This window comes from Actinomyces denticolens (assembly GCF_002072185.1).
Lineage (GTDB): Bacteria > Actinomycetota > Actinomycetes > Actinomycetales > Actinomycetaceae > Actinomyces > Actinomyces denticolens.
This window is the reverse complement of sequence record NZ_MVIW01000001.1, coordinates 1-18,813: the sequence shown is the minus strand read 5'-3', so window position 1 is coordinate 18,813 and position 18,813 is coordinate 1. Positions and strand designations below refer to the sequence as shown.

The 18,813-nt window shown below is 70.7% G+C and carries 16 protein-coding genes and 1 pseudogene; 5 read left to right on the top strand and 12 right to left on the bottom strand.

Annotation, left to right across the window (positions count from 1 at the left end):
• Positions 1-708, bottom strand: a complete 708-nt coding sequence (locus B1H55_RS00090; RefSeq protein WP_370427850.1) for an SGNH/GDSL hydrolase family protein — start codon at positions 706-708, stop codon at positions 1-3.
• Positions 709-936: 228 nt separating this feature from the next.
• Here B1H55_RS00090 and B1H55_RS12065 point away from each other — a divergent pair, with 228 nt between their 5' ends.
• From B1H55_RS12065 to B1H55_RS00075, 3 genes are all read left to right on the top strand, one after another.
• Positions 937-1,311 (top strand): hypothetical protein, encoded by a 375-nt coding sequence (locus B1H55_RS12065; RefSeq protein WP_143221428.1) that lies wholly within the window; start codon positions 937-939, stop codon positions 1,309-1,311.
• Between the two features lie 157 nt (positions 1,312-1,468).
• Positions 1,469-3,943, top strand: a complete 2,475-nt coding sequence (locus tag B1H55_RS00080) for an ATP-binding cassette domain-containing protein (protein WP_077241116.1) — start codon at positions 1,469-1,471, stop codon at positions 3,941-3,943.
• A 35-nt stretch (positions 3,944-3,978) separates the two neighbouring features.
• Positions 3,979-4,554 carry a GNAT family N-acetyltransferase gene (locus B1H55_RS00075; RefSeq protein ID WP_077241115.1) on the top strand — a complete coding sequence of 192 codons (576 nt, stop codon included), beginning with the start codon at positions 3,979-3,981 and terminating at the stop codon, positions 4,552-4,554.
• A 62-nt stretch (positions 4,555-4,616) separates the two neighbouring features.
• Here the strand turns inward: B1H55_RS00075 and B1H55_RS00070 are convergent, their stop codons facing one another.
• Positions 4,617-5,240 (bottom strand): alpha/beta fold hydrolase, encoded by a 624-nt coding sequence (locus tag B1H55_RS00070; protein WP_077241114.1) that lies wholly within the window; start codon positions 5,238-5,240, stop codon positions 4,617-4,619.
• Between the two features lie 224 nt (positions 5,241-5,464).
• Between B1H55_RS00070 and B1H55_RS00065 the strand changes: the two genes are divergently transcribed.
• A complete protein-coding gene (locus B1H55_RS00065) occupies positions 5,465-5,821 on the top strand; it encodes an RNA polymerase-binding protein RbpA (RefSeq protein WP_073451961.1) in 357 nt (118 codons plus the stop codon).
• A 165-nt stretch (positions 5,822-5,986) separates the two neighbouring features.
• On the opposite strand, the gene B1H55_RS00060 is transcribed toward B1H55_RS00065, so the two are convergent.
• The 10 genes and pseudogenes from B1H55_RS00060 to B1H55_RS00010 form a co-directional block, all read right to left on the bottom strand.
• Positions 5,987-6,751 (bottom strand): polyprenol monophosphomannose synthase, encoded by a 765-nt coding sequence (locus B1H55_RS00060; protein ID WP_077241113.1) that lies wholly within the window; start codon positions 6,749-6,751, stop codon positions 5,987-5,989.
• On the bottom strand, positions 6,748-8,478 hold the full coding sequence (gene lnt / locus B1H55_RS00055) for an apolipoprotein N-acyltransferase (protein WP_307190202.1): 1,731 nt from the start codon (positions 8,476-8,478) through the stop codon (positions 6,748-6,750). Before lnt ends, B1H55_RS00060 begins: the two co-directional genes overlap by 4 nt.
• On the bottom strand, positions 8,475-11,438 hold the full coding sequence (locus B1H55_RS00050; protein ID WP_073452047.1) for a DEAD/DEAH box helicase: 2,964 nt from the start codon (positions 11,436-11,438) through the stop codon (positions 8,475-8,477). Before B1H55_RS00050 ends, lnt begins: the two co-directional genes overlap by 4 nt.
• 20 nt (positions 11,439-11,458) lie before the next feature.
• Complete coding sequence (gene tatC, locus B1H55_RS00045) at positions 11,459-12,322, bottom strand: twin-arginine translocase subunit TatC (RefSeq protein WP_073451970.1); 864 nt, start codon at positions 12,320-12,322, stop codon at positions 11,459-11,461.
• 89 nt (positions 12,323-12,411) lie between these two features.
• Positions 12,412-12,669: a Sec-independent protein translocase subunit TatA gene (tatA, locus tag B1H55_RS00040; protein WP_073451972.1), complete on the bottom strand. Its 258-nt coding sequence runs from the start codon at positions 12,667-12,669 to the stop codon at positions 12,412-12,414.
• Between the two features lie 87 nt (positions 12,670-12,756).
• Positions 12,757-13,809, bottom strand: a complete 1,053-nt coding sequence (locus B1H55_RS00035) for a helix-turn-helix transcriptional regulator (RefSeq protein ID WP_077241112.1) — start codon at positions 13,807-13,809, stop codon at positions 12,757-12,759.
• A gap of 1 nt (position 13,810) precedes the next feature.
• Positions 13,811-14,782 (bottom strand): helix-turn-helix transcriptional regulator, encoded by a 972-nt coding sequence (locus B1H55_RS00030; RefSeq protein ID WP_073451976.1) that lies wholly within the window; start codon positions 14,780-14,782, stop codon positions 13,811-13,813.
• A gap of 64 nt (positions 14,783-14,846) precedes the next feature.
• Positions 14,847-15,599: a hypothetical protein gene (locus tag B1H55_RS00025; protein ID WP_080461493.1), complete on the bottom strand. Its 753-nt coding sequence runs from the start codon at positions 15,597-15,599 to the stop codon at positions 14,847-14,849.
• Between the two features lie 625 nt (positions 15,600-16,224).
• Positions 16,225-17,739, bottom strand: a pseudogene (locus B1H55_RS00020) (DUF6571 family protein).
• Between the two features lie 60 nt (positions 17,740-17,799).
• On the bottom strand, positions 17,800-18,156 hold the full coding sequence (locus B1H55_RS00010; protein ID WP_077241111.1) for a hypothetical protein: 357 nt from the start codon (positions 18,154-18,156) through the stop codon (positions 17,800-17,802).
• 157 nt (positions 18,157-18,313) lie between these two features.
• On the opposite strand from B1H55_RS00010, the gene B1H55_RS00005 reads away from it, so the two are divergent.
• Complete coding sequence (locus B1H55_RS00005) at positions 18,314-18,586, top strand: hypothetical protein (RefSeq protein WP_073451987.1); 273 nt, start codon at positions 18,314-18,316, stop codon at positions 18,584-18,586.
• Positions 18,587-18,813: the final 227 nt, after the last annotated feature.

Genomic DNA, 18,813 nt, shown 5'->3' with positions numbered 1-18,813 from the left:
CTACAACGGGGCGCCCGTGCCCGACGATGCGGCCGAGGGCGGGGGAGTGGCGGCGAGGCCGGGGACCATCTCGCGGTAGACGGCGATCATGGCGCGGGCGATGGCGGCGTGACCGGCGTCGTTGGGGTGGATCCCATCGATCGCGAGCTTGTTCTCATCGGCGTCGATCGCAGCGCTCATCGCGTCGGTGGAGGCCAGCCCGAGGCGGGTGGCGTGGTCGTGCACGAGCCGGTGGATGACGCCGAAGCGGGGCCCGACACCGAGGGCGGGGAAGTAGGGGGCGATGATCGTGGGAACGCCCGGGAGGCGCTCGGCCAGGAAGGCGAGGTCGTGCTCGATGGCCTGCTCAACGAGCTCCCGCTGGGAGGGCAGGAATGCGGCGTCGTTGAGCCCGAGGCAGACGGTCACGACATCGGGCTCGGCGCGCAGGGCCGTCTCCAGCCAGGTGGTGTCCCGACAGGAGGGGGAGCGGCCGCCCCCGGGCAATTTCCCGCCGCGTCGGCAGAAGAAGCCGATGCCGTCGGCCGCCAGGTTCACCTCGCGCCAACGCAGATGCTCGCAGACCAGCGACGAGAAACGGTTACGGGGGTGGCTGACAGACCTCCAGCCCGTGACAACGGAGTCGCCGAGGAAGACGGCGGTGGGATGGGGCGTCGGCCGGGGGACTGTCGGGCCATTGGGTCCCTCCGGCGGGTCTGGGGACATCATGCCCCGAGCGTAGGCCGCTGGTCGCGACGGCGCAGGTCGTTGCGGCTGCGCCGTCGCCCGGCACAGCCGGGCGCGAGCGAGCACCGGCGCTGCGGGAGAGCCATCACCAGATGAATACTTATGTCATTCATGTCATCGTCGATCAGCGCGGCTCATCGACGGATCGCTACCAGCCTCCTCACAGGTCGTTCAGGGCTCCGACGAAGGTCGCGGTCATAGCTTCGCATCATGGCCGGAAGTGGGTCCGCAGGAACTGGGGCGGGGACGTCGGGGACAATCTACATCGATGAGTCGGGGGCACCGATCGAGGCGCCTCAGGTTCGGCTCGACGCCCGCCCGGGAGCCTTCGCCCGGGACGAGGGAGTCCCCGGGCAGGTGGGGCGCGGAGCCCTGGCGCCCGTATGGCGCACGGGAATCACCGCGGGAGCCGTCCTGGCCTGCCTCGGGCTGCTCGCGATCGTCCTCGGGCGCGGCGCGGCGGCACTCGTGCTGTGGCCGCTGGGGGCCTTCGGCCTCGTCGTGGGAACGACGATCATGATGGTGACTCTCCGGGCGCGCCGACTGCTGATGGACCTGGCGGCGACGGAGGAGGGGCCCGCCTGAGGGCGGGAGTCGGCACGGGACCGATCCTGGTGGGCGCCCCGGTGCGGTCAACCAATCGAAAATGACATAATGTCCATTATCGGTGAATCGTGAGAGGGGCGCCGGCTCGTGGCATGGCCGCGCGGACGCGCTTCCCATATCTGGCATGATCGGCCGAATGCGGAGTGAGAAGCAGCGCGCGAGCCGCACAACGGCAGTGGCCGCGCACGAGTCGCGGGACCACCGCGACGCGATCGTCGTCATCGGCGCGCGCGAGAACAACCTCGACGGCGTCAGCCTGACGATCCCCAAGCGGCGCCTCACGGTCTTCACGGGAGTCTCGGGCTCAGGCAAGTCCTCGCTCGTGCTATCCACGATCGCCGCTGAGTCGCGCAGGCTCATCAACGAGACCTACCCGGCCTTCATCCAGGGATTCATGCCGTCGGTCGCGCGCCCCGACGTCGACCGCTTGGAAGGGCTGACCCCCGCGATCGTCGTCGACCAGGAGCGCATGGGCTCCAATCCGCGATCAACGCTGGGCACGGCCAGCGACATCGGCGCGATGCTCCGCGTCCTGTACGCGCGCCTCGGCGCCCCCCGTATCGGCGGCCCCCAGGCCTTCGCCTTCAACGTGCCCTCCGTGACCGGCGGCGGCGCGGTCACGACCCAGCGCGGTGGACGCAAGGTCGTCGAGCGCAAGCGGTTCAGCGTCGTCGGCGGGATGTGCCCGCGTTGCGAGGGCCTCGGCCGCATTTCTGACATAAGGCTCTCCGAGCTCTACGACGGGACCCGCTCCCTGGCCGACGGCGCCATCACCATCCCCGGCTACACCGCTGATGGATGGTCCGTGCGGGCGTTCACCGATTCCGGCTTCTTCCCCGCCGACAAGCCGATCTCCACCTTCACGCCCAAGCAGCTCGACGACTTCCTCTACAAGGAGCCCACCAAGATCAAGGTCGGTCGGGTCAACATCACTTACGAGGGTCTGGTGCCCAAGATCCGCAAGTCCATGCTCTCCAAGGAGCCGGAGGCCCTGCAGCCGCATATCCGGGCATTCGTCGAGCGCGCCGTCGTGTTCGGGACCTGCCCGGAATGCGGCGGCACCCGCCTGGCCGAGCCCGCCCGGACCTGCCTCATCGACGGTCGCTCCATAGCCGATGCCTGCGCCATGCAGATCTCGGACCTCGCCGACTGGATCGCCCGCCTTCAGCGCGCGGCCGCAGGCCAGAACGGCGACGGCGCCCCGGGCCCCGCGCCACTGCCCCGCGTTGACGGCCTGACGGGCGCCGCTCCCCTGCTCGTCTCCCTGCGCGAGAGCCTGAACGCCTTCGTCAGCATCGGCCTGGGCTACCTCTCCCTGGACCGGCCCGCCTCCACGCTCTCGGGCGGCGAGGCCCAGCGCACCAAGCTCGTGCGCCACCTCGGCTCGGCACTCACCGACGTCACCTACGTCTTCGACGAACCCACTATCGGGCTCCACCCTCACGACATCCACCGGATGAACGCCCTGCTGAAGGACCTGCGGGACAAGGGGAACACGGTGCTCGTCGTCGAGCACAAGCCTGAGACGATCGCCATCGCCGACCACGTCGTCGACCTCGGGCCGGGCGCGGGCGATGCCGGCGGGAGGATCTGCTTCGAGGGCGCGGTCGACGGACTGCGGCGCTCCGGCACCCTCACCGGCCGCCATTTCGCCGACCGAGCCCGCCTCAAGGATTCCCCGCGCCGGGCCGCCGGCGCCATCGAGATCCGCGGTGCCAGCACCAACAATCTGCGCGACGTGGACGTGGATATCCCGCGCGGCGTGCTCACTGTTGTCACAGGCGTGGCCGGCTCGGGCAAGTCCAGCCTCGTCCACGGCCACCTGTCCCCCATGGACGGCGTCGTCACCATCGACCAGTCCCCCATCAGGGGCTCGCGCCGCTCCAACCCCGCCACCTTCACCGGGCTCCTCGACCCCATCCGCAAGGCCTTCGCCAAGGCGAACAAGGACGCCGGGGCCAAGCCCGCGCACTTCTCCGCGAACTCCGAAGGAGCCTGCCCCGTGTGCGGCGGCTCGGGGATCATCGAGACGCAGCTGGGCTTCATGGAGACCGTCGAATCGCGCTGCGAGGCGTGCGCTGGGAAGCGCTTCAGCGAGGAGGTCCTGACCTTCACCCTCGGCGGCCTGTCGATCGCCGACGTCCTGGAGCTGAGCGTCGGCGCCGCGCGGGAGTTCTTCGGCGACGGCGAGGCCCGCCTGCCCGCGGCGATGCGGATCCTGGACCGGATGGCGGACTGCGGCCTGGAATACGTGAGGCTCGGGCAGGCCCTCAGCACGCTCTCCGGAGGCGAGCGTCAGCGCCTCAAACTCGCCGTCCACCTGGGGGAGGACGGCGACGTCATCGTCCTGGACGAGCCGACCATCGGCCTGCACCCGGCCGATGTGGACAAGATGCTGGACCTTCTCGACCGCCTCGTCGAGGCCGGGAGGACCGTCGTGGTCATCGAGCATCACCAGGCCGTCATGGCTCACGCCGACTGGATCATCGATATGGGCCCCGGCGCGGGGCACGACGGCGGCCGCGTCGTCTTCGAGGGGGTACCGGCCGATCTCGTGACCTCCCGCGCCACCCTGACCGGCCGGCACCTCGCTGAGTACCTCGGCGGTTGAGCGCCGAGGCGCCACTCCGGGCGCATACTGCGGGAATGATGATCATCCGGGCCGCGAGCCTCGACGACGCGGCGGGCATCAGGGGCATTCGCAATGCGGCGGTGCGCGACACGCTGGCCGTGTGGACCGAGCGGGAGCAGACGCCGGAGCAGGCCGTCGCCTGGCTGGAGCCCGCCGTCACGCGCGGCACGGCGCTCGTCGCCGTCGAGCGGCACCCGCCCGGGACCGGCACGGGCGATGGCATCCCTCCCCACGACGACCGGATCATCGGCTTCGCAGTGGCCGTGCCCTGGCGCGCCTACGAGGGCTACGCGCGCACCGTCGAGGACTCCGTCTACCTCTCCCCCACCGCCCAGGGCCGCGGCGTCGGCGGAAGGCTCCTCGCCGCGCTCATCGACGCCTCAAGGCGTGCGGGCGACCGCACGATGATCGCCGCCATCGAGGCGGGCAACGACATCTCCATCCATCTGCACGAGCGCCACGGATTCGTAGTCGTCGGCACGATCCCAGCCGCGGGCGAGAAGCACGGGCGCCTCCTCGACCTCACCCTCATGAGCCGGGCACTGCGAGTCCCACCGCCCATGCCGGATGCGAGTTCGTACTTTCGGTGACGAGTTCGGTGGGTGGGAGGACGAGCTCGTCACCGAAAGTACGAACTCGACGGCGGTGGCCGCTAGCCCCGCGCGACGACCCTGGCGGCCAGATCGAGGATCCTCGAGGTGATGCGGTTCTGAACGCGCATGGAGCGCTGCCAGTCGCCCGCGATGAGCAGGGAGTGATCCGCCTGGGGGAACTCCAGGACCTCCAGGTCCATCCGGGGCCGGGGCCCACCGCGCCACGCCGGGTCCGCGGTCCCGCCGGCAACGAGCGCGGGCGCCCTGCCGAGCTCGAGGGTGGTGAGGATCGCCTCGTCGTCGAGCATCGGGGTGAGCCAGGCCGCCGGGATCGCCTCGCGCTCGGCCCAGGGGGCCAGCCGGGTGCCCAAGGACTTGCCGACGATCATCATCGGCGACTCCCGGCCGGTCATGCGCTTGGACGCGGACCGCGTCCAGTGGGCCTGGCTCTCCAGCTCCTCCAGGCTGCCCGGCGGCTCGTCCCATTCCAGGGCGACGACCGCCCATCCCGCCTCGGTGAGGGCGGTTGCCGGCCAGAACAGCAGCGGCATGGAGGCCGTGTAGCCCAGGCCGGGGACCACGAGGCACAGGCCGAGCGGCTCGGCGCGGCGCCCGGGCCAGAGCCGCAGGCGCGCCCGTGATCCGCGCGCCGTGGGCTGCAGGGCTGTCATGGCGTCGGACATCAGGGCCTCCTCCAGCCATTCGTTCAGGGTATGACCGCAGCATCTCACGTGATGAGGCCGCGCGCCCGCGAACGCTATGATGTGGCCTGGCCCGACGGGGCCCGGGAACATTCCCGGCCCTCCCCGTGTTGAGGTCCACGGCGCCAACCGCCCCCTTGGCCCCTCACCCGCGCGGTGATCGGGCGGGACGGCGCCCCGATTCACCGCACCCAGGAGGCACAGGCATGGCAGACCGCGCACTGCGAGGCATGACCATCGGCGCGAAGTCGATGGAGTCCGAGGAGGGCGTCGAGTTCGTCCAGCGCCAGGAGATCACCTACGAGTGCCCCGAGGCGCATGTCACGGTGGTCCCCATGGCGATGGAGGCGGAGGTCCCCCAGGTCTGGGAGTGCCCCGAGTGCGGTCTTCCCGCGGTGCGCCGCGGCGAGGAGGACGAGCCGGAGTCCGATGAGCCCAAGAAGGCCCCCCGCACGCACTGGGACATGCTCCTGGAGCGGCGGGAGATGGACGAGCTCAAGGTCCTCCTCGACGAGCGCCTGGAGATGCTGCGCACCGGCGAGATCTATCGCGAGCGCTTCTGAGCTCCCCCGAAGCAAGGCCCCGAAGAGACAGGCGCGGCCGGGCGGTTCCCATGAGGAGCCGGCCCGGCCGCGCCTGTTCTTCCGCCGCCGTACTCGCGCAGGCGCGCCACCGCACCTCGGTGGCCCCGACGACGGATCCCGTGCCCGCGCAGTCGGGACCCGAGCTCACTTGCCCCGCAGGCGCTGGGCGGCGGCGGAGACGAGGCCGGCGAGCTGCGCGCCCCGCTTGGCGGCACCCCAGCGGGTGACGAGGGCGAGTTCCTCGGTGAAGATGCCGCCGCTGAGCTTGGATTGGCCGGCCTCGCGCTCCAGGAAGGTGATGGGCATCTCCACGATGCGCCCGCCGGCCTCGTCGACGAGCTTGGTCATGTTCACCTGGAAGCCGTAGCCGAGGGCCTCGATCGCCGATAGGTCCATGCGGCGCAGCAGGTCGGCGCGGTAGACGCGGAAGCCGGCGGTGGCGTCCTTGACGCGCAGGCCGAGCATGGCGTTGATGTAGAGGTTGCCCGCGCGGGACAGGGCCACGCGCTTGGCGTCCCACCCCTCGGTGGCTCCCCCGGCCACCCAGCGCGAGCCGATGACGAGGTCCGGGGCGTCGGCCATCTCGGCGCGCTGGATGAGCAGGGCGAGGTCCTCGGCGCGGTGGGAGCCATCGGCGTCCATCTCGACGAGCAGCTCGTAGCCTGCGCCCAGTCCCCAGGAGAACCCGGCGAGGTAGGCGGGGCCGAGGCCGTTCTTCTCGGTGCGGTGCAGGACGTGGATCTGCTCGTCCGCAGCGGCACGACCATCGGCGAGGTCACCGGTGCCGTCCGGGGAGTTGTCGTCCACGACGAGGATGTCGGCGGCCGGGGCGTGCTCGCGCACTCGATCCAGGGCCACGGGCAGTGACTCGATCTCGTTGTATGTGGGGATGACGACGAGTGCCTTCACGTGCGCTTCCTCCGTGTGGTCGATGATCGCCCGGCCGTGGGCGCCGGGCCTGACTGGCGACGGCGGGTAGCCGCATGCGCGCGCGGGGCGCGGGCCGCCCAGCGCCGTCGTCCAGCGGACACCATACCGGCGATGGCCAGCGCCGCCCCAGCGGCCTGGACGAGTATGGCCGGCAGGCGGCCCAGCCGGTCGGCGATGGTCAGCGTGGTCCGCAGCGGAAGATCGGCCACGAGCGAGGACTGCTCGTTGTCGGGGAGCTCCTGCTCGATGACCCCTCGAGGGCTGATGACGGCGGTCGTGCCGGTGGTGGAGACCTGGAGGACGGCGCGGCCGTGGGCGACGGCCTGCACCCGGCCCTGGGCGATCTGCTGGCCGGTCTCCGAGGTGCCGATGAAATTGGCGTTGTTCGTGGGGATGATGATCGCCTCGCCGCCCTGGCGGACGGCGTCGCGCAGGAGATCGTCGTAGGCGACCTCGAAGCAGATGCCGATGGCCAGTGGCACGTCCCGCCCCTGGGAGGCCGATGGCACGGCGAGGGTGGTCGGGCCGGTCCCGGGGAGCATGTCGACGCCGATGCGGTCCACCTGCGTGGTCACGCGCCTGATCCAGGGGCGCAGGGGGACGTACTCGGCGAAGGGCACGGGGCGGTGCTTGCGGTAGTAGGGACCGGCCCCGGTGCCCGGGGACCACAGGAGGAGGTCGTTGTAGCGCGCGTCGTCCTCGTACTTGACCGCTCCGACGAGGATCGGGGCGCCGATGACCCGGGCGGCCCGGTCGATCCGCTGCGCGGATGCGGAGTGGTCGCGCGGGTCGAGGTCGGCGGCGTTCTCCGGCCAGACGACGGCGTCGACGGCCCTGGGGCCGATCCCGCCCGCGAGACGGGTGGTCTCATCGGCGTGCTTGCCGGTGACCTCCAGGGCGCGATCGTAGGAGTCCTGCGCGTCGGCGACGCTGCCCTGGACGGCGGCCAGGCGCAGCGTGCCGGACTCGGCCCGGGACGGCATGGGAATGGCCAGCGGCGCAACGGCGGCGGCTCCCGCGGCGATGACGGCGGCCAGCGCCCCCAGGCCCGGGCCGTGGCGCAGGGCGCGGGCGGCCTCGGCCAGGAGGGCGCCGATGAGCGCGACGAGCAGGCCGAGCCCGGTGACGCCTCCGATGGAGGCCAGGGGCAGGAGCGGGGAGTCGGCCATGGCGAAGGCGAGGCGCCCGAAGGGGAAGCCTCCCCAGGGCCAGGAGGACCTCAGCTCCTCGACGGCGGCCCACAGCACCGCGAGGGCGGCCACTCGGGCTGCGGCGCCGTGCCATCCCGGGACGCCGTCCCCGCCATCCTCGCGGTCCTCTCCGCGCCGGTCGTCGAGCGGCCCGAGCCCGCTGACCCAGGACCAGGCGGCGCCGAGCAGCGCGAGGTAGGCGGCCTCGGTGATCGTCAGCGCCACCCAGCCCAGGGCGTTGCCCATGGCGGGCACCGTGAAGTGGAGCAGGGGGGCGAAGAAGGCCAGCCCGACGACGAAGCCGAGCCAGGCGCTCCTCCCCCACGTCCGCCCGCGCACGATGGTGCCGAGCCCGGCCACGCCCACCGGTGCCGCCCACCACCAGTTGAGCGGGGCGAAGGCCGAGGTGAGGGCCAGGCCCGAGGCGCTCGCCCAGGCCGTGGGCAGGATCATCCCCCGCAGTGCACGGGCGAGGCGCTCCCCCCGGCCCGGACCAGTGCCCGCGCGGACGCTCACACCCCGGACCATGCGACCACCCCTCTGCCGACGTCGAGGCTCGCCTCGGCGGCGGTGCGCGCCAGCGCGGTCAGCGCCTCGGCGGCGCGCGCATCGGTGCCGGGCTCGGGGACGAGTCCGGCGAGCTGGCCCAGAACGTCGAGGAGCTGCTTGGCCCAGCGCACGAAGTCCCCGGCGGTCATATCGGTGGCGTCGAGGACCTCGGCCAGCCCGGCTCCCCGCGCCCAGGCGGCCACGGCCCCGGCCAGTGCCGGCTCTGCACCCGGCGAGTGGGCGATGCGCCCCAGGCCCTCCAGGTCGTTGATGGACCGGGAGATCCGCAGCTCGCCGCGCAGGACCTGCCCCAGCCCGCTGTCCGGGGAGACGGGCAGGCCCAGGGATTGTGCGCTCAGGCGCGGCTCGTACACGCAGGCCGAGACCGCCCCGGCGAGCTCGGCCGGCCCCAGCGCGTCCCAGAGCCCGGAGCGCAGGCACTCGGCGATGAGGAGGTCCCTCTCGGCGTATATGCGGGCGAGGAGGCGCCCGGCGCTCGTGACCCGCAGCTCGGCCTCGGGGCGCCCCTCCTCGGCGGGCTCGAGGTAGCCCAGCTGCAGGAGGACCTCGCAGACGGCGTCGAAGAGCCGGGCGATCGTGCCGGTGCGAGTCTCGATGCGGGACATGATCCGGGCGGCCTCGGCGCGGGCCCTGGCCCACTTGCGTCCCACGCGGGCGTGCTCCTCGCGGTCCGGGCAGCCGTGACACGGGTGGGCTCGCAACCGGCGCCGCAGGTCCTCTATGCGCTCGGCGGTGGTCGCCTGGGCACGGCCGTCCGCCTCGCCGCGCCGCTGGGCGGGGCTGGTGCGGCGGCGCTTGCGCACGGGCGCCTCGGAGAGCGTGCCTGAGCGGATGGCGTCGATGAGGCGCCCGACGAGCCGGTCGCGGTGCTCGCGGCGGCGCACGTCCACACTGCTGGCCACGCGCAGGGAGCCCAGCCGCATGACGCCGTCGGGCGAGGTGTCCGGGCTGAGGGTGACCACGCGCCCGTCCTCGCCCAGGACGGTCAGCGCCGGGGCCCCGGTGCGGTCCTCCCCGCCGGAGAGGACCACCGCGTGCCGGGAGCGCCGTCCCTTGCGGTAGACAACGACGTCGCCGCGCCGCAAGGAGGCCATGGACCGCCCTGCCTCGACGCGGCGGGCCGAGCGGCGCTCGCTGGACAGGTCCGCCTCCGCCTCGGCGATCTCCTGGCGCAGGGCGGCGTACTCGCGGAAGTCCCCGAGATGGCAGCTCATCCGGGCCTCGAGCTCCTCCAGGCCGCGGCGCTTGCGGCGGGCCTGCGCGGCGAGCTCGACGACGCCCCGGTCGGCCTGGAACTGGGCGAAGGAGGACTCCAGGACCTCCCTCGCCCGCTCGCGGCTGGTGCGGCCCAGCAGATTGACCGCCATGTTGTAGGTGGGGCGGAAGGCGGAGACGAGCGGGTAGGTGCGCCGGGAGGCCAGCGAGGAGACGAGGGAGGGCTCGACGTCGTCGGCGGCCAGGACGATCGCGTGGCCCTCGGTGTCGATGCCCCGCCGCCCCGCGCGACCGGTGAGCTGCGTGTACTCGCCGGGACTGAGGGTGACATGGGCGGAGCCGTTCCACTTGCGCAGCGATTCCAGGACGACCGTGCGCGCCGGCATGTTGATGCCGAGTGCCAGGGTCTCGGTGGCGTAGACGACCTTGACCAGGCCCGCGCTGAAGAGCTCCTCAACGGTCTCCTTGAACACCGGGAGCAGGCCCGCATGGTGCGCGGCCACGCCTCGCTCCAGCGCCGAGGCCCAGGAGTGGAAGCCGAGGACTCCTCGATCCCGTGCGGGGATGGCGGACGTGCGGCGGTCGATGATCTCCCGGATGGCCTCGGTCTCCTCCCGGGTGGTCAGATCCACTCCCCCGGCCATCGCCTGGCCGACGGCCGCCTCGCAGCCCGCCCGGGAGAACACGAAGACGATCGCGGGCAGGAGGTCGGCCTCCTCGAGGGCGCTGATGACGGTCAGGCGGGAGGGCGGGCGGAGGCGCCCCAGCCGGGCGCCCCCCGCACCGCGCCGGGGGGCTCGCCCACCGCTCTTCCAGTGCCGGGGACCGTCCCCGCCGCGGCTCTTCGACGCGGCGCCCTCGGCCGCGGCCCGCTGGGCGGCGCGCACCGCCTTGACGAGATCGGGATTGAGAGCCGGGGCGGAGTCCGCCGGCGGGGCGCCGTCGCCTCGGGCATCCTCCAGGGCGGCCACGGAGGCGGCCTGGCTGTGGGAGTACAGGGGCAGGAGCCTGCGGCCGACGATCATGTGCTGAGTGAGGGGCACGGGCCTGTGCTCGGAGACGACGACGGCGGTGCTCCCCCGCACCTCACCGAGCCACTGCCCGAACTCCTCGGCGTTGGAAACCGTAGCGGACAGGGACACGACCCGCACCTCGGGGGCGAGGTGGATGATGACCTCCTCCCACACGGGGCCGCGGAAGCGGTCGGCGAGGTAGTGGACCTCGTCCATGACGACGTAGCCGAGGCGTTCGAGGTCCTTCGAGCCCGAGTAGAGCATGTTGCGCAGGACCTCGGTGGTCATGACGATGACGTCGGCGTGGGGGTTGATCGAGGTGTCGCCGGTGAGCAGGCCGACGCGCTCGGTGCCGTGGCGGCGCGCCAGGTCGAGATACTTCTGGTTGGACAGGGCCTTGATGGGCGTGGTGTAGAAGGTCTTGAGGCCCTTGGCCAGTCCCAGGTGGACGGCGAACTCCCCGACAACGGTCTTGCCGGCCCCGGTGGGCGCGGCGATCAGAACCCCCTCATCGCGCTCAAGTGCCTGGCAGCCGGCGACCTGGAAGTCGTCGAGTTCGAAGTCGAGCCCGGCGGCGAAGACGGCGAGCTCGGTCCGGGCGTCGGCCTGGCGGCGGCGGGCGGCGGCGTAGCGCTCCGCGGGCGAGGCGGCGGTGTCCGGGAGGCGGGGCGGCGTCATCGGCATCGGGAGCGCGCGGCTCAGGAGGCCGATTCCGGCCCGGCCTCGATCGCGGATCGCGAGGGACGGGCGAGGGCGGCGTCGAGCTCGGCATCGAGGGCCGCGCGGCGCTTGGCGAGGCGGTTGTCGTGGGCGATGGCGATTCCACAGGCCCCGAAGTACAGGCCGATGATCGGGATGGACATGAAGATCATCGACCAGGGGTCGGGCAGGGGGTTGGCCACGGCCATGAGCGCCACGATGCCCACCACGGCCCACCGCCAGCCGCGCAGGAGGGTGCGACCCTTGACGAGCCCCAGCTGGTTGATCGCCACGAGGACCTCGGGGAGCAAGAAGGTCAGCCCGAAGACCAGGATGATCCGCGTCACGAAGGAGAGGTAGGGGCTGGCATCGATGAACCCGGTGGTCGCCCCGGCCGGGATGAAGCCGGTGAGGATGTCGATGGCGTGCGGGAGGATCCAGATGCCCAGGGCCACGCCGGCGAGGAACAGCAGGGCGCCGATGCCGCAGTACAGCCAGGCGTAGCGCTTCTCCTTGCGCGTCATGCCCGGGCCGACGAACGCCCAGAACTGATACATCCACATGGGCGAGGAGAGGATGAAGCCGAGCCAGATCGATACGCGCAGGCGGATGTCGAAGGAGGACAGCACCGTGCCGAAGTTGAGCGACAGGTTGGCGCCCTTGGCGTTCGCCTGCGAGATGGGGCGCGTGATGAGGGCGAAGGCGGGGTCGTAGAGGAAGTAGCCCACGATCGACCCGACGACGATCGCGATCGCCGAGATGACGATGCGGTTGCGCAGCTCGCGCAGGTGGTCCCCGATGGACATGCGCGCCTCGGGGTTGTCCTTGCGGCGGGCCTTGGAGGCCTTGGGCACGGTGACCATGAGCTGCTTCCTGCGACGGCGGGTGTGGTGGGCCGCTGCTGCGGCGTTGATCCGGGCGGATCCGTGGGTGCGCTCCGGGGCGTCGGGCTCTACTGCTGGTTGGTGCCCTCGGCGTTCTGCTGGGGGGCGGCCTGGCCCGGCTGGGTGGGCTGGGTGTAGTAGGTGCCCTGCTGGGGCTGCTGGATCTGCGCGGGGGCGTCGTCCTCGCGGAGTTCCTTGACCTCCTTCTTGAACACCTTCATCGACTGGCCGAGGCTCGAGGCGATCTCGGGCAGCTTGCCGGCCCCGAAGACGAGGAGGATGACGACGAGCAGCACGATCCAGTGCCAGGGCTTGAGGGCTCCCATGATGATTCCTGCTTCCGCTTGACGATGCGCGACTTGATCGCCCCCGAGTGTAGCGGGCCCGGATGAGCGCCCCGTTCACCGCTTCGCTCAGGCTGAGGGGTTTCCACCGTCGGCGTAAGCATCGAGCGCGGCGAGGGCGGCCTCGCGCGAACTCCGGGCCAGGTGCGCGGGGGCGACGGAGCGCAGGTGGCGCCCGGTGGATAGGACGAGGCCTCGCAGCCAGTCCCAGTCCCGCCCCTCGACGACGGCGCGGATGGCCCCGTCATCGAGGATCTCGGCGCGGGTGCGCGGCAGCTGCTCGATGAGCCAGCGACCGGTGGGCTCGAGGATGAGCTCGGCCGTGGGGGCCTCGATCTCATCCTGATCGTGACCGGCGCTGCGGCCCTGGGGGCTTCGGCGCCTCCGGTGGGCGGTGCCCGGGGTGTCGAGGACGCTTGCGGACAGGATGCGATCGAGCCGGAAGCTCCGCTCGGCCCTGGCGGTCAGGCACCAGGCGGTCAGGGTGAGCATGGAGCCGTCGGAGCGCAGAGCGATGGGGTCGACGTCGCGCTCGGAGGGAACGTCGGTGGCCGAGACGTAGGAGAGGTGGAGTCTGCGTCCCTCGTCGAGGGCGCGGCGCACCTGGGCGAGGATCGTCGTGGGGTCCGCCTCTGAGGCGGGGCCGACAGGGCCGGGCTCGCCGGGAGAGCCCGGCCCGTTGGGAGCCCCGGGCGCGCCGAGGGGGTCGTCGTCGGGCGGGGGCGCCGCAGGGCCGAGCAGGGAGGCCAGTGTGCTCTCGGCGCCGCCCAGAGCGGTGGCGGCCCCGGCGTCGGCGCCGAGAACGCCGCGCAGCACCCTCAGGGACAGCAGGAGGGAGACGGCCTCCTCGTGGGACAGGCGCACGGGGCGGTCGAGGCCGTGGGCCTGGCTGAGGCTGAGACGGCCCGCCTCCCAGGCGGTCGCGGAGAAGTCGACGAGGTCGTCGTGCAGGCCGCCGGGCAGGCCGGAGACCCACAGGGTGCCCACATCGCGGCGGATCGTGTCCTCATCGACCTCGAAGTGGGCGGCGGCCTCGGCGATGGTGGCGCCGTCGTTCTCCGCGACCCATGCGGGCAGGGCGAGGAGGCGGACGAGGCGTGCGGCGGCGGGGGTGCGGGCCATGTCAGTCCTCCCCCTCGGTCACGGCATCGGCCGTGAGTCCGGCCGCGCCGCGCAGGTGTGCGAGGACGGCCTCGCGCAGGTCGGCGGGTCCGAGGACGACGACGGCGTCGCCGAGCGCGGCCAGGGCGCCCGCGAAGCTGAAGGGATCGGCGTAGGGGACGCGGATGAGCTCGCGTCCCTGCCACCGCTCACCGGGCGCGTCGTCGGGCGGGGCATCTTGTGCTCGGGCCCTGAGGCCGAGGGCACGCCCGGGCAGCACGGCGAGCCGCGCGGTCCTGGGCTCGGGGGCGGCGGGGGGCGGTGGCTCGAAGGCGCCCGCAGGGCCGATGGGGGTGATGGGGCCGAGGATGCGCGCGAGGCGGAATCTGCGGGGCCGGCCGGCGTCCTGGTCCCGGGCGTCGAGGTACCAGGCACCCTCGAGACGGGCGATCCGATGGGGCTCGACCCGACGGGCCCGCGTGGCCCCGGAGCTGCCGGGTGAGGAGGAGGCGTAGTCGAAGGTGACGGCGCGGCGGTCCTCGATGGCGGTCAGCAGCGTCAGGGGGATCTCGTGGCCGGCGAGGTCGACGGTGAGGTCCGGTAGGGCGCTGCTGCCCGTCTCGGCCACGGCGCGCAGTTTGGTGAGCGCCCGGCGGGCGGCGGCGGGCAGGGCGCCGTCGGACCAGGCGGAGGCGGCCAGGGCGATGGCGCCGGCCTGGGCGGAGTCGAGGTGGATGGCGGGCAGGGCGTAGTCGTCCTCCTCGATGCGGTAGCGGACGGCATCGGCGGGGCCCTCGGTGAGGATGTCGATGCCGAGCTCGCGCAGGGCCTCCTTATCCCGCTCGAACATGCGGGCAGCGGTGGCGCCGCCGGCCGGGTCGTAGCCGGATATGTCCCGGATGATCTGGGCGGCTGTCAGGCCCGTGCGGGTGGCGCGCAGGGCGAGCAGGAGGTTGATCTGCCGTTCCTCGGCGGGGATGGCGGTCGTGGGCACGCCTCCAGCGTAGGCCCCGGACTCCTCGCCGCGCCTCACGGGCAGAGGCTGCTCGACTCGGGACCTATTCGCCGCTCGGTGTTGGGGCCCGCGATGCGGGGTCGGATGGAACCGCGTCCGGCCCGTCGGAAGCGGTGGCCTCGGGATCAGCGGTGGTTGGTGAGGGCGGTGGGGTGTTGCGCCAGATCGAGGGCGGCCCGGCCTCGACCACGCGGGTGCCGACGTAGTCCATGAGGTCGGGAAGGAGGCTCCAGATCTCACCGAAGCTCGTGGGCCCATCTCCCAGGCCCTCGGGATCGGAGTGGGCGGGGTTGTTGAAGCGCACCACGAGGATGAAGTCCTCAGTGAACCAAATGGCAAGGCACTGCTCCGCCTCGTTGTTGGGCGGGCACCACAGGAACGCATCCCCCTCACCATCCACAGGCGGATCGATCCGAGCAACCCCCTCCTCACCCCCGGCGATCGAGGCATCAAGCGACGAGACACGAAGCTTGACACCACCACCCGGCTTGTACCGAGGGCCAGACGAGGTGACGCTCCTCGAGTAGACCCGCTGAAGCTCATAGGTAAACAGGCCACGGGGGGAGCCGTGCTTGTTGCCGGGTTCGAGCGGACGCTTCGCGGTACACAGCTCGTCCCCGTTGCCGAGCTTATGATATTCCTCGCTCCCAACAGGACCGTGGGCGAGCCTGCTGATCTCCTCAACATTGAGCAGGCCGTCACATATCGTCTCCGGGACGGCCGGCTCGTCCTCGCGCCCGTACTTCAAATAATGGATGAACGAGGCGGCCGCCAACACGCAGACGATGAGGATCACTACGCCCCATTCCACGCGACGCCCCACGAAAAGACCCTTCGACCAGATCGGCGCGCCACCTCCAGCCTCCTCACCCTGACCCCGGCCCGAACCCGGGCCGCCTACCGGGCGCTCAGTGCACATCAACAGCCTCCGTATCCATATGCCTGAGAGAATCCTCCAGGCCTATCTCATCACTATTCTCCTCGTACCACTGCTGAAAAATCACTCCTCAACTGCGAATCACTGATCGACACCGTCCGCGTATCCGGGTCCCACCACGAACTCGCGGGGATGACGGAGTCGTCGATGAGGCCGTTGCGGGCGGCGGTCTGGATGATACTCGCCTCGTAATGAGACGGCTCCACCCCGAGTCGACCACGGTGGAGTAGTCGCTGACCCCGGCGAGCGTGGCACCGATCGCCCCCACCTTCCCCACCGGGGCAAGGTACGGGCCGCCGAATGAGCTCAGCGCCGAGAACGCGGCACTGGCCCGGGCGCGGTTATTGGCGGCATCGACCTTCCTGTCGGCGTTCTCCTTATTGGCGACCAGATCAATATGCCCGCTGGACTGGCGAGCCCCGTAATACGCGTCATGCATGCCGTTCTGGGCCTCCCTGTTCCTCTCGGCATCAGATTGGCCGGGCTAGTCGGTCAACTCATGCTTCGCCTCCTTGTCCGCCCAGCGCTGAGAGTAATTGAACGCTCCCTGACCGGCCGCCGAGACGGCATCATCATCATCGACGATGCCCTTGATGAGCGCGTCGATCGCCTTTCCTTGCTGATCGGCCGGGATCACCGAGTCGGGAATCGTCGCCGTCTTCCAATCCGCACGATACGTCGGTGAATCTTTTTCTCCTCCCATGTTCGTCAGCTCGCCACCGAAGTTGATGACGAAGGTGCCGATGTTCCTCTTGGCGCCGGCATCCATCGTCCGGATGTCCCAATCCTGCATGGTCTTGAGGGCGTATCCGCTGGCCCACGTGGCGCGGTGGTCGACTGCGCCGTTGTCGTCGCCGCGGTTGGCCGACACCCCGGACAGCGCCGCCGTCAGGGCCTCCTTATCAGTGTCCTTCATGCTCAAGAGCAGGTCCATGCGCTGTCTGCCAGTGGTGTGACGCCCGGTGGACGTCAAGCGATTGGCATTGGGGTCGTACTCGCTGCCCTCCAGCGGCACCGTCAGGGTGCCGTCCGGGCCCACCACCATCGCCGGGTTCTTATCCGAGGGCGCCAAGTACTCCAGCGCCGCCTCCGGGTTGTTCCCCATGGCGGACAACGGACCCGCCATAGGGTTGGTAGAGGCTCCCACGAAGTACTCATCCGGTTTCACGCCCGGGCCGACAGTAGGGGTGAAGTACACGGCAGAGGCGTCGACGCGTTCCTCCATCCGCTCGGCGAGTTCGACGATGAAAGTGGTATCGTACTCCGCCTGCGGGACCGACATCTTAGCGTCGAGCCCCGAGGCCAGATTGTGGTTGTGGTCATAAGCAGTGACCACCTGCTCAACGAGATCGCCATTTGTGTCACCGCGCGAGGCTCCAGCCAGACCGCAGCCCAGGGTGGCGACGAGCACGTCCAGGTCCTTACCGTCCTTGTCGGTCTTCGGCTTGTACTCCCCCGGCGTCCCATCCGACAGATCCTCCTGAGCGCAATAGGCCTTCTGGGCGTCGATCGGAAGGGCCAGATAGGTCTCAATCCCCACACCCTGGACGAGCAGTTGCGAGTAGTGCGGATCGTCCTTCATCTCAGCGATCGAGGCCTGTGCGGCGTTCCACTACTCAGCCGTGCCACCATTCTCGTGCAGACCCCTCAATGTGGCGGCATCGGCGTTGGCGCGATTGATGGTATCGGTATTGAAGTGCCGCGCGTTGCCCGCGGTGTCCTCGTACCCGTCCGGGATGTAGTAGGCGATCATGCCACCCTGACCGAAGGTTATCCCTGACGAGTTCGCCGCGATCGCCGCATCAAGACGATCCTGAAGCCCCTTTGCGTACCCCTTGACCTTCTCCGCCAACGAGTCCAGATCCAGCACGCCCAGATCAACCACACTCCCGGCGGCGGCGTTCGCCTCAACGGCATCGGCCTGGCAATCACTCATCCTGCCCGCATACGCGTTCAACCCATCGATCAGATCCGGGGTCGCCCTCTCATTCAAATACACATAGGTCACCGCAACCACCTCACATCATGCAGCTCCGACACATCAGCCCCACGAGCCGCGTCAGCCGAATACATGGGACACCACCGCCCGCCCCACGATCCCCGGATGATCCGCCAACCACCGGTGCCGCAAGGCCTTATCATCATCGTCCACCTGAACCGGCTCTCCATCGAAGGCCTCACCGGCCCTGCTGACCACGGCGTTGACCTCCCAGGCCGCATCCTCCAGCACCACCAACTCATCGTGATACGTCTGGGCGACCTCGGACTGCCACACGCTGCCCGACCCACCCAGCCCCTCCGTCAGCTGCTCAGCCTTCGAAGGCACCATCGCCGCACTCGTGCCCAGATCACGTTGGATGTCCTCCAACTCATCACGGACAAGACCGATCGCCACCCGCTTCTGATTCTGCGCCACCGCAGTCCACCCCTTCCCGTTCTCAACACTCGATACACGTCCAGGCCCTCATCACCCAGTGGGGGTCACGTTGACGGCCTGGACCTCGGCGACAGGAATCAGTGCCTGAGAGCTGGTCGAGGCCCGCCCCAACTCGCCACCGGTCCTATCCGAGGCGGTGTACGAGGCCGCATACGACACCGACACGTCCACCGGCGTCACCCCACCCTGGCGGCGAGCGCTCGAACGGGTGAACACCACCGTGCAGTCGGACGATCCCTCCGGAGCCCCCGGCACCCACGGGATCCCGAACCCCGTGCAATCCACATCCCCGTCCTCCGTGTCCACCAGCAATCGGGATGCCCGAGCCGCCACCGTCACCGACGTCGAACCGGCCGTGGCCGTGATCGATGAGGTTTTCTCACCGGGGTGGGGCGTGCGCCCGGCCTGATCGTTGGGATGCTGGGGGAGGGTGCGTGTCGTGTGGGGGTGCACGCGGGAAGCGCATCCAGGATGGGTTCTGACCAAAGAAGCTCCCCTGAATGCGAGGTCCCCGCATGCTGTCCTATCGTGCCACCCTCGGGCGCGCCGTGCGCTACCGCCCGAACCGTGTCGGCCTGGTTGTCGGCTCACCGCCGCTGGCACGACATTCGGCCTCATCAGCGCGCCGCCACGCCC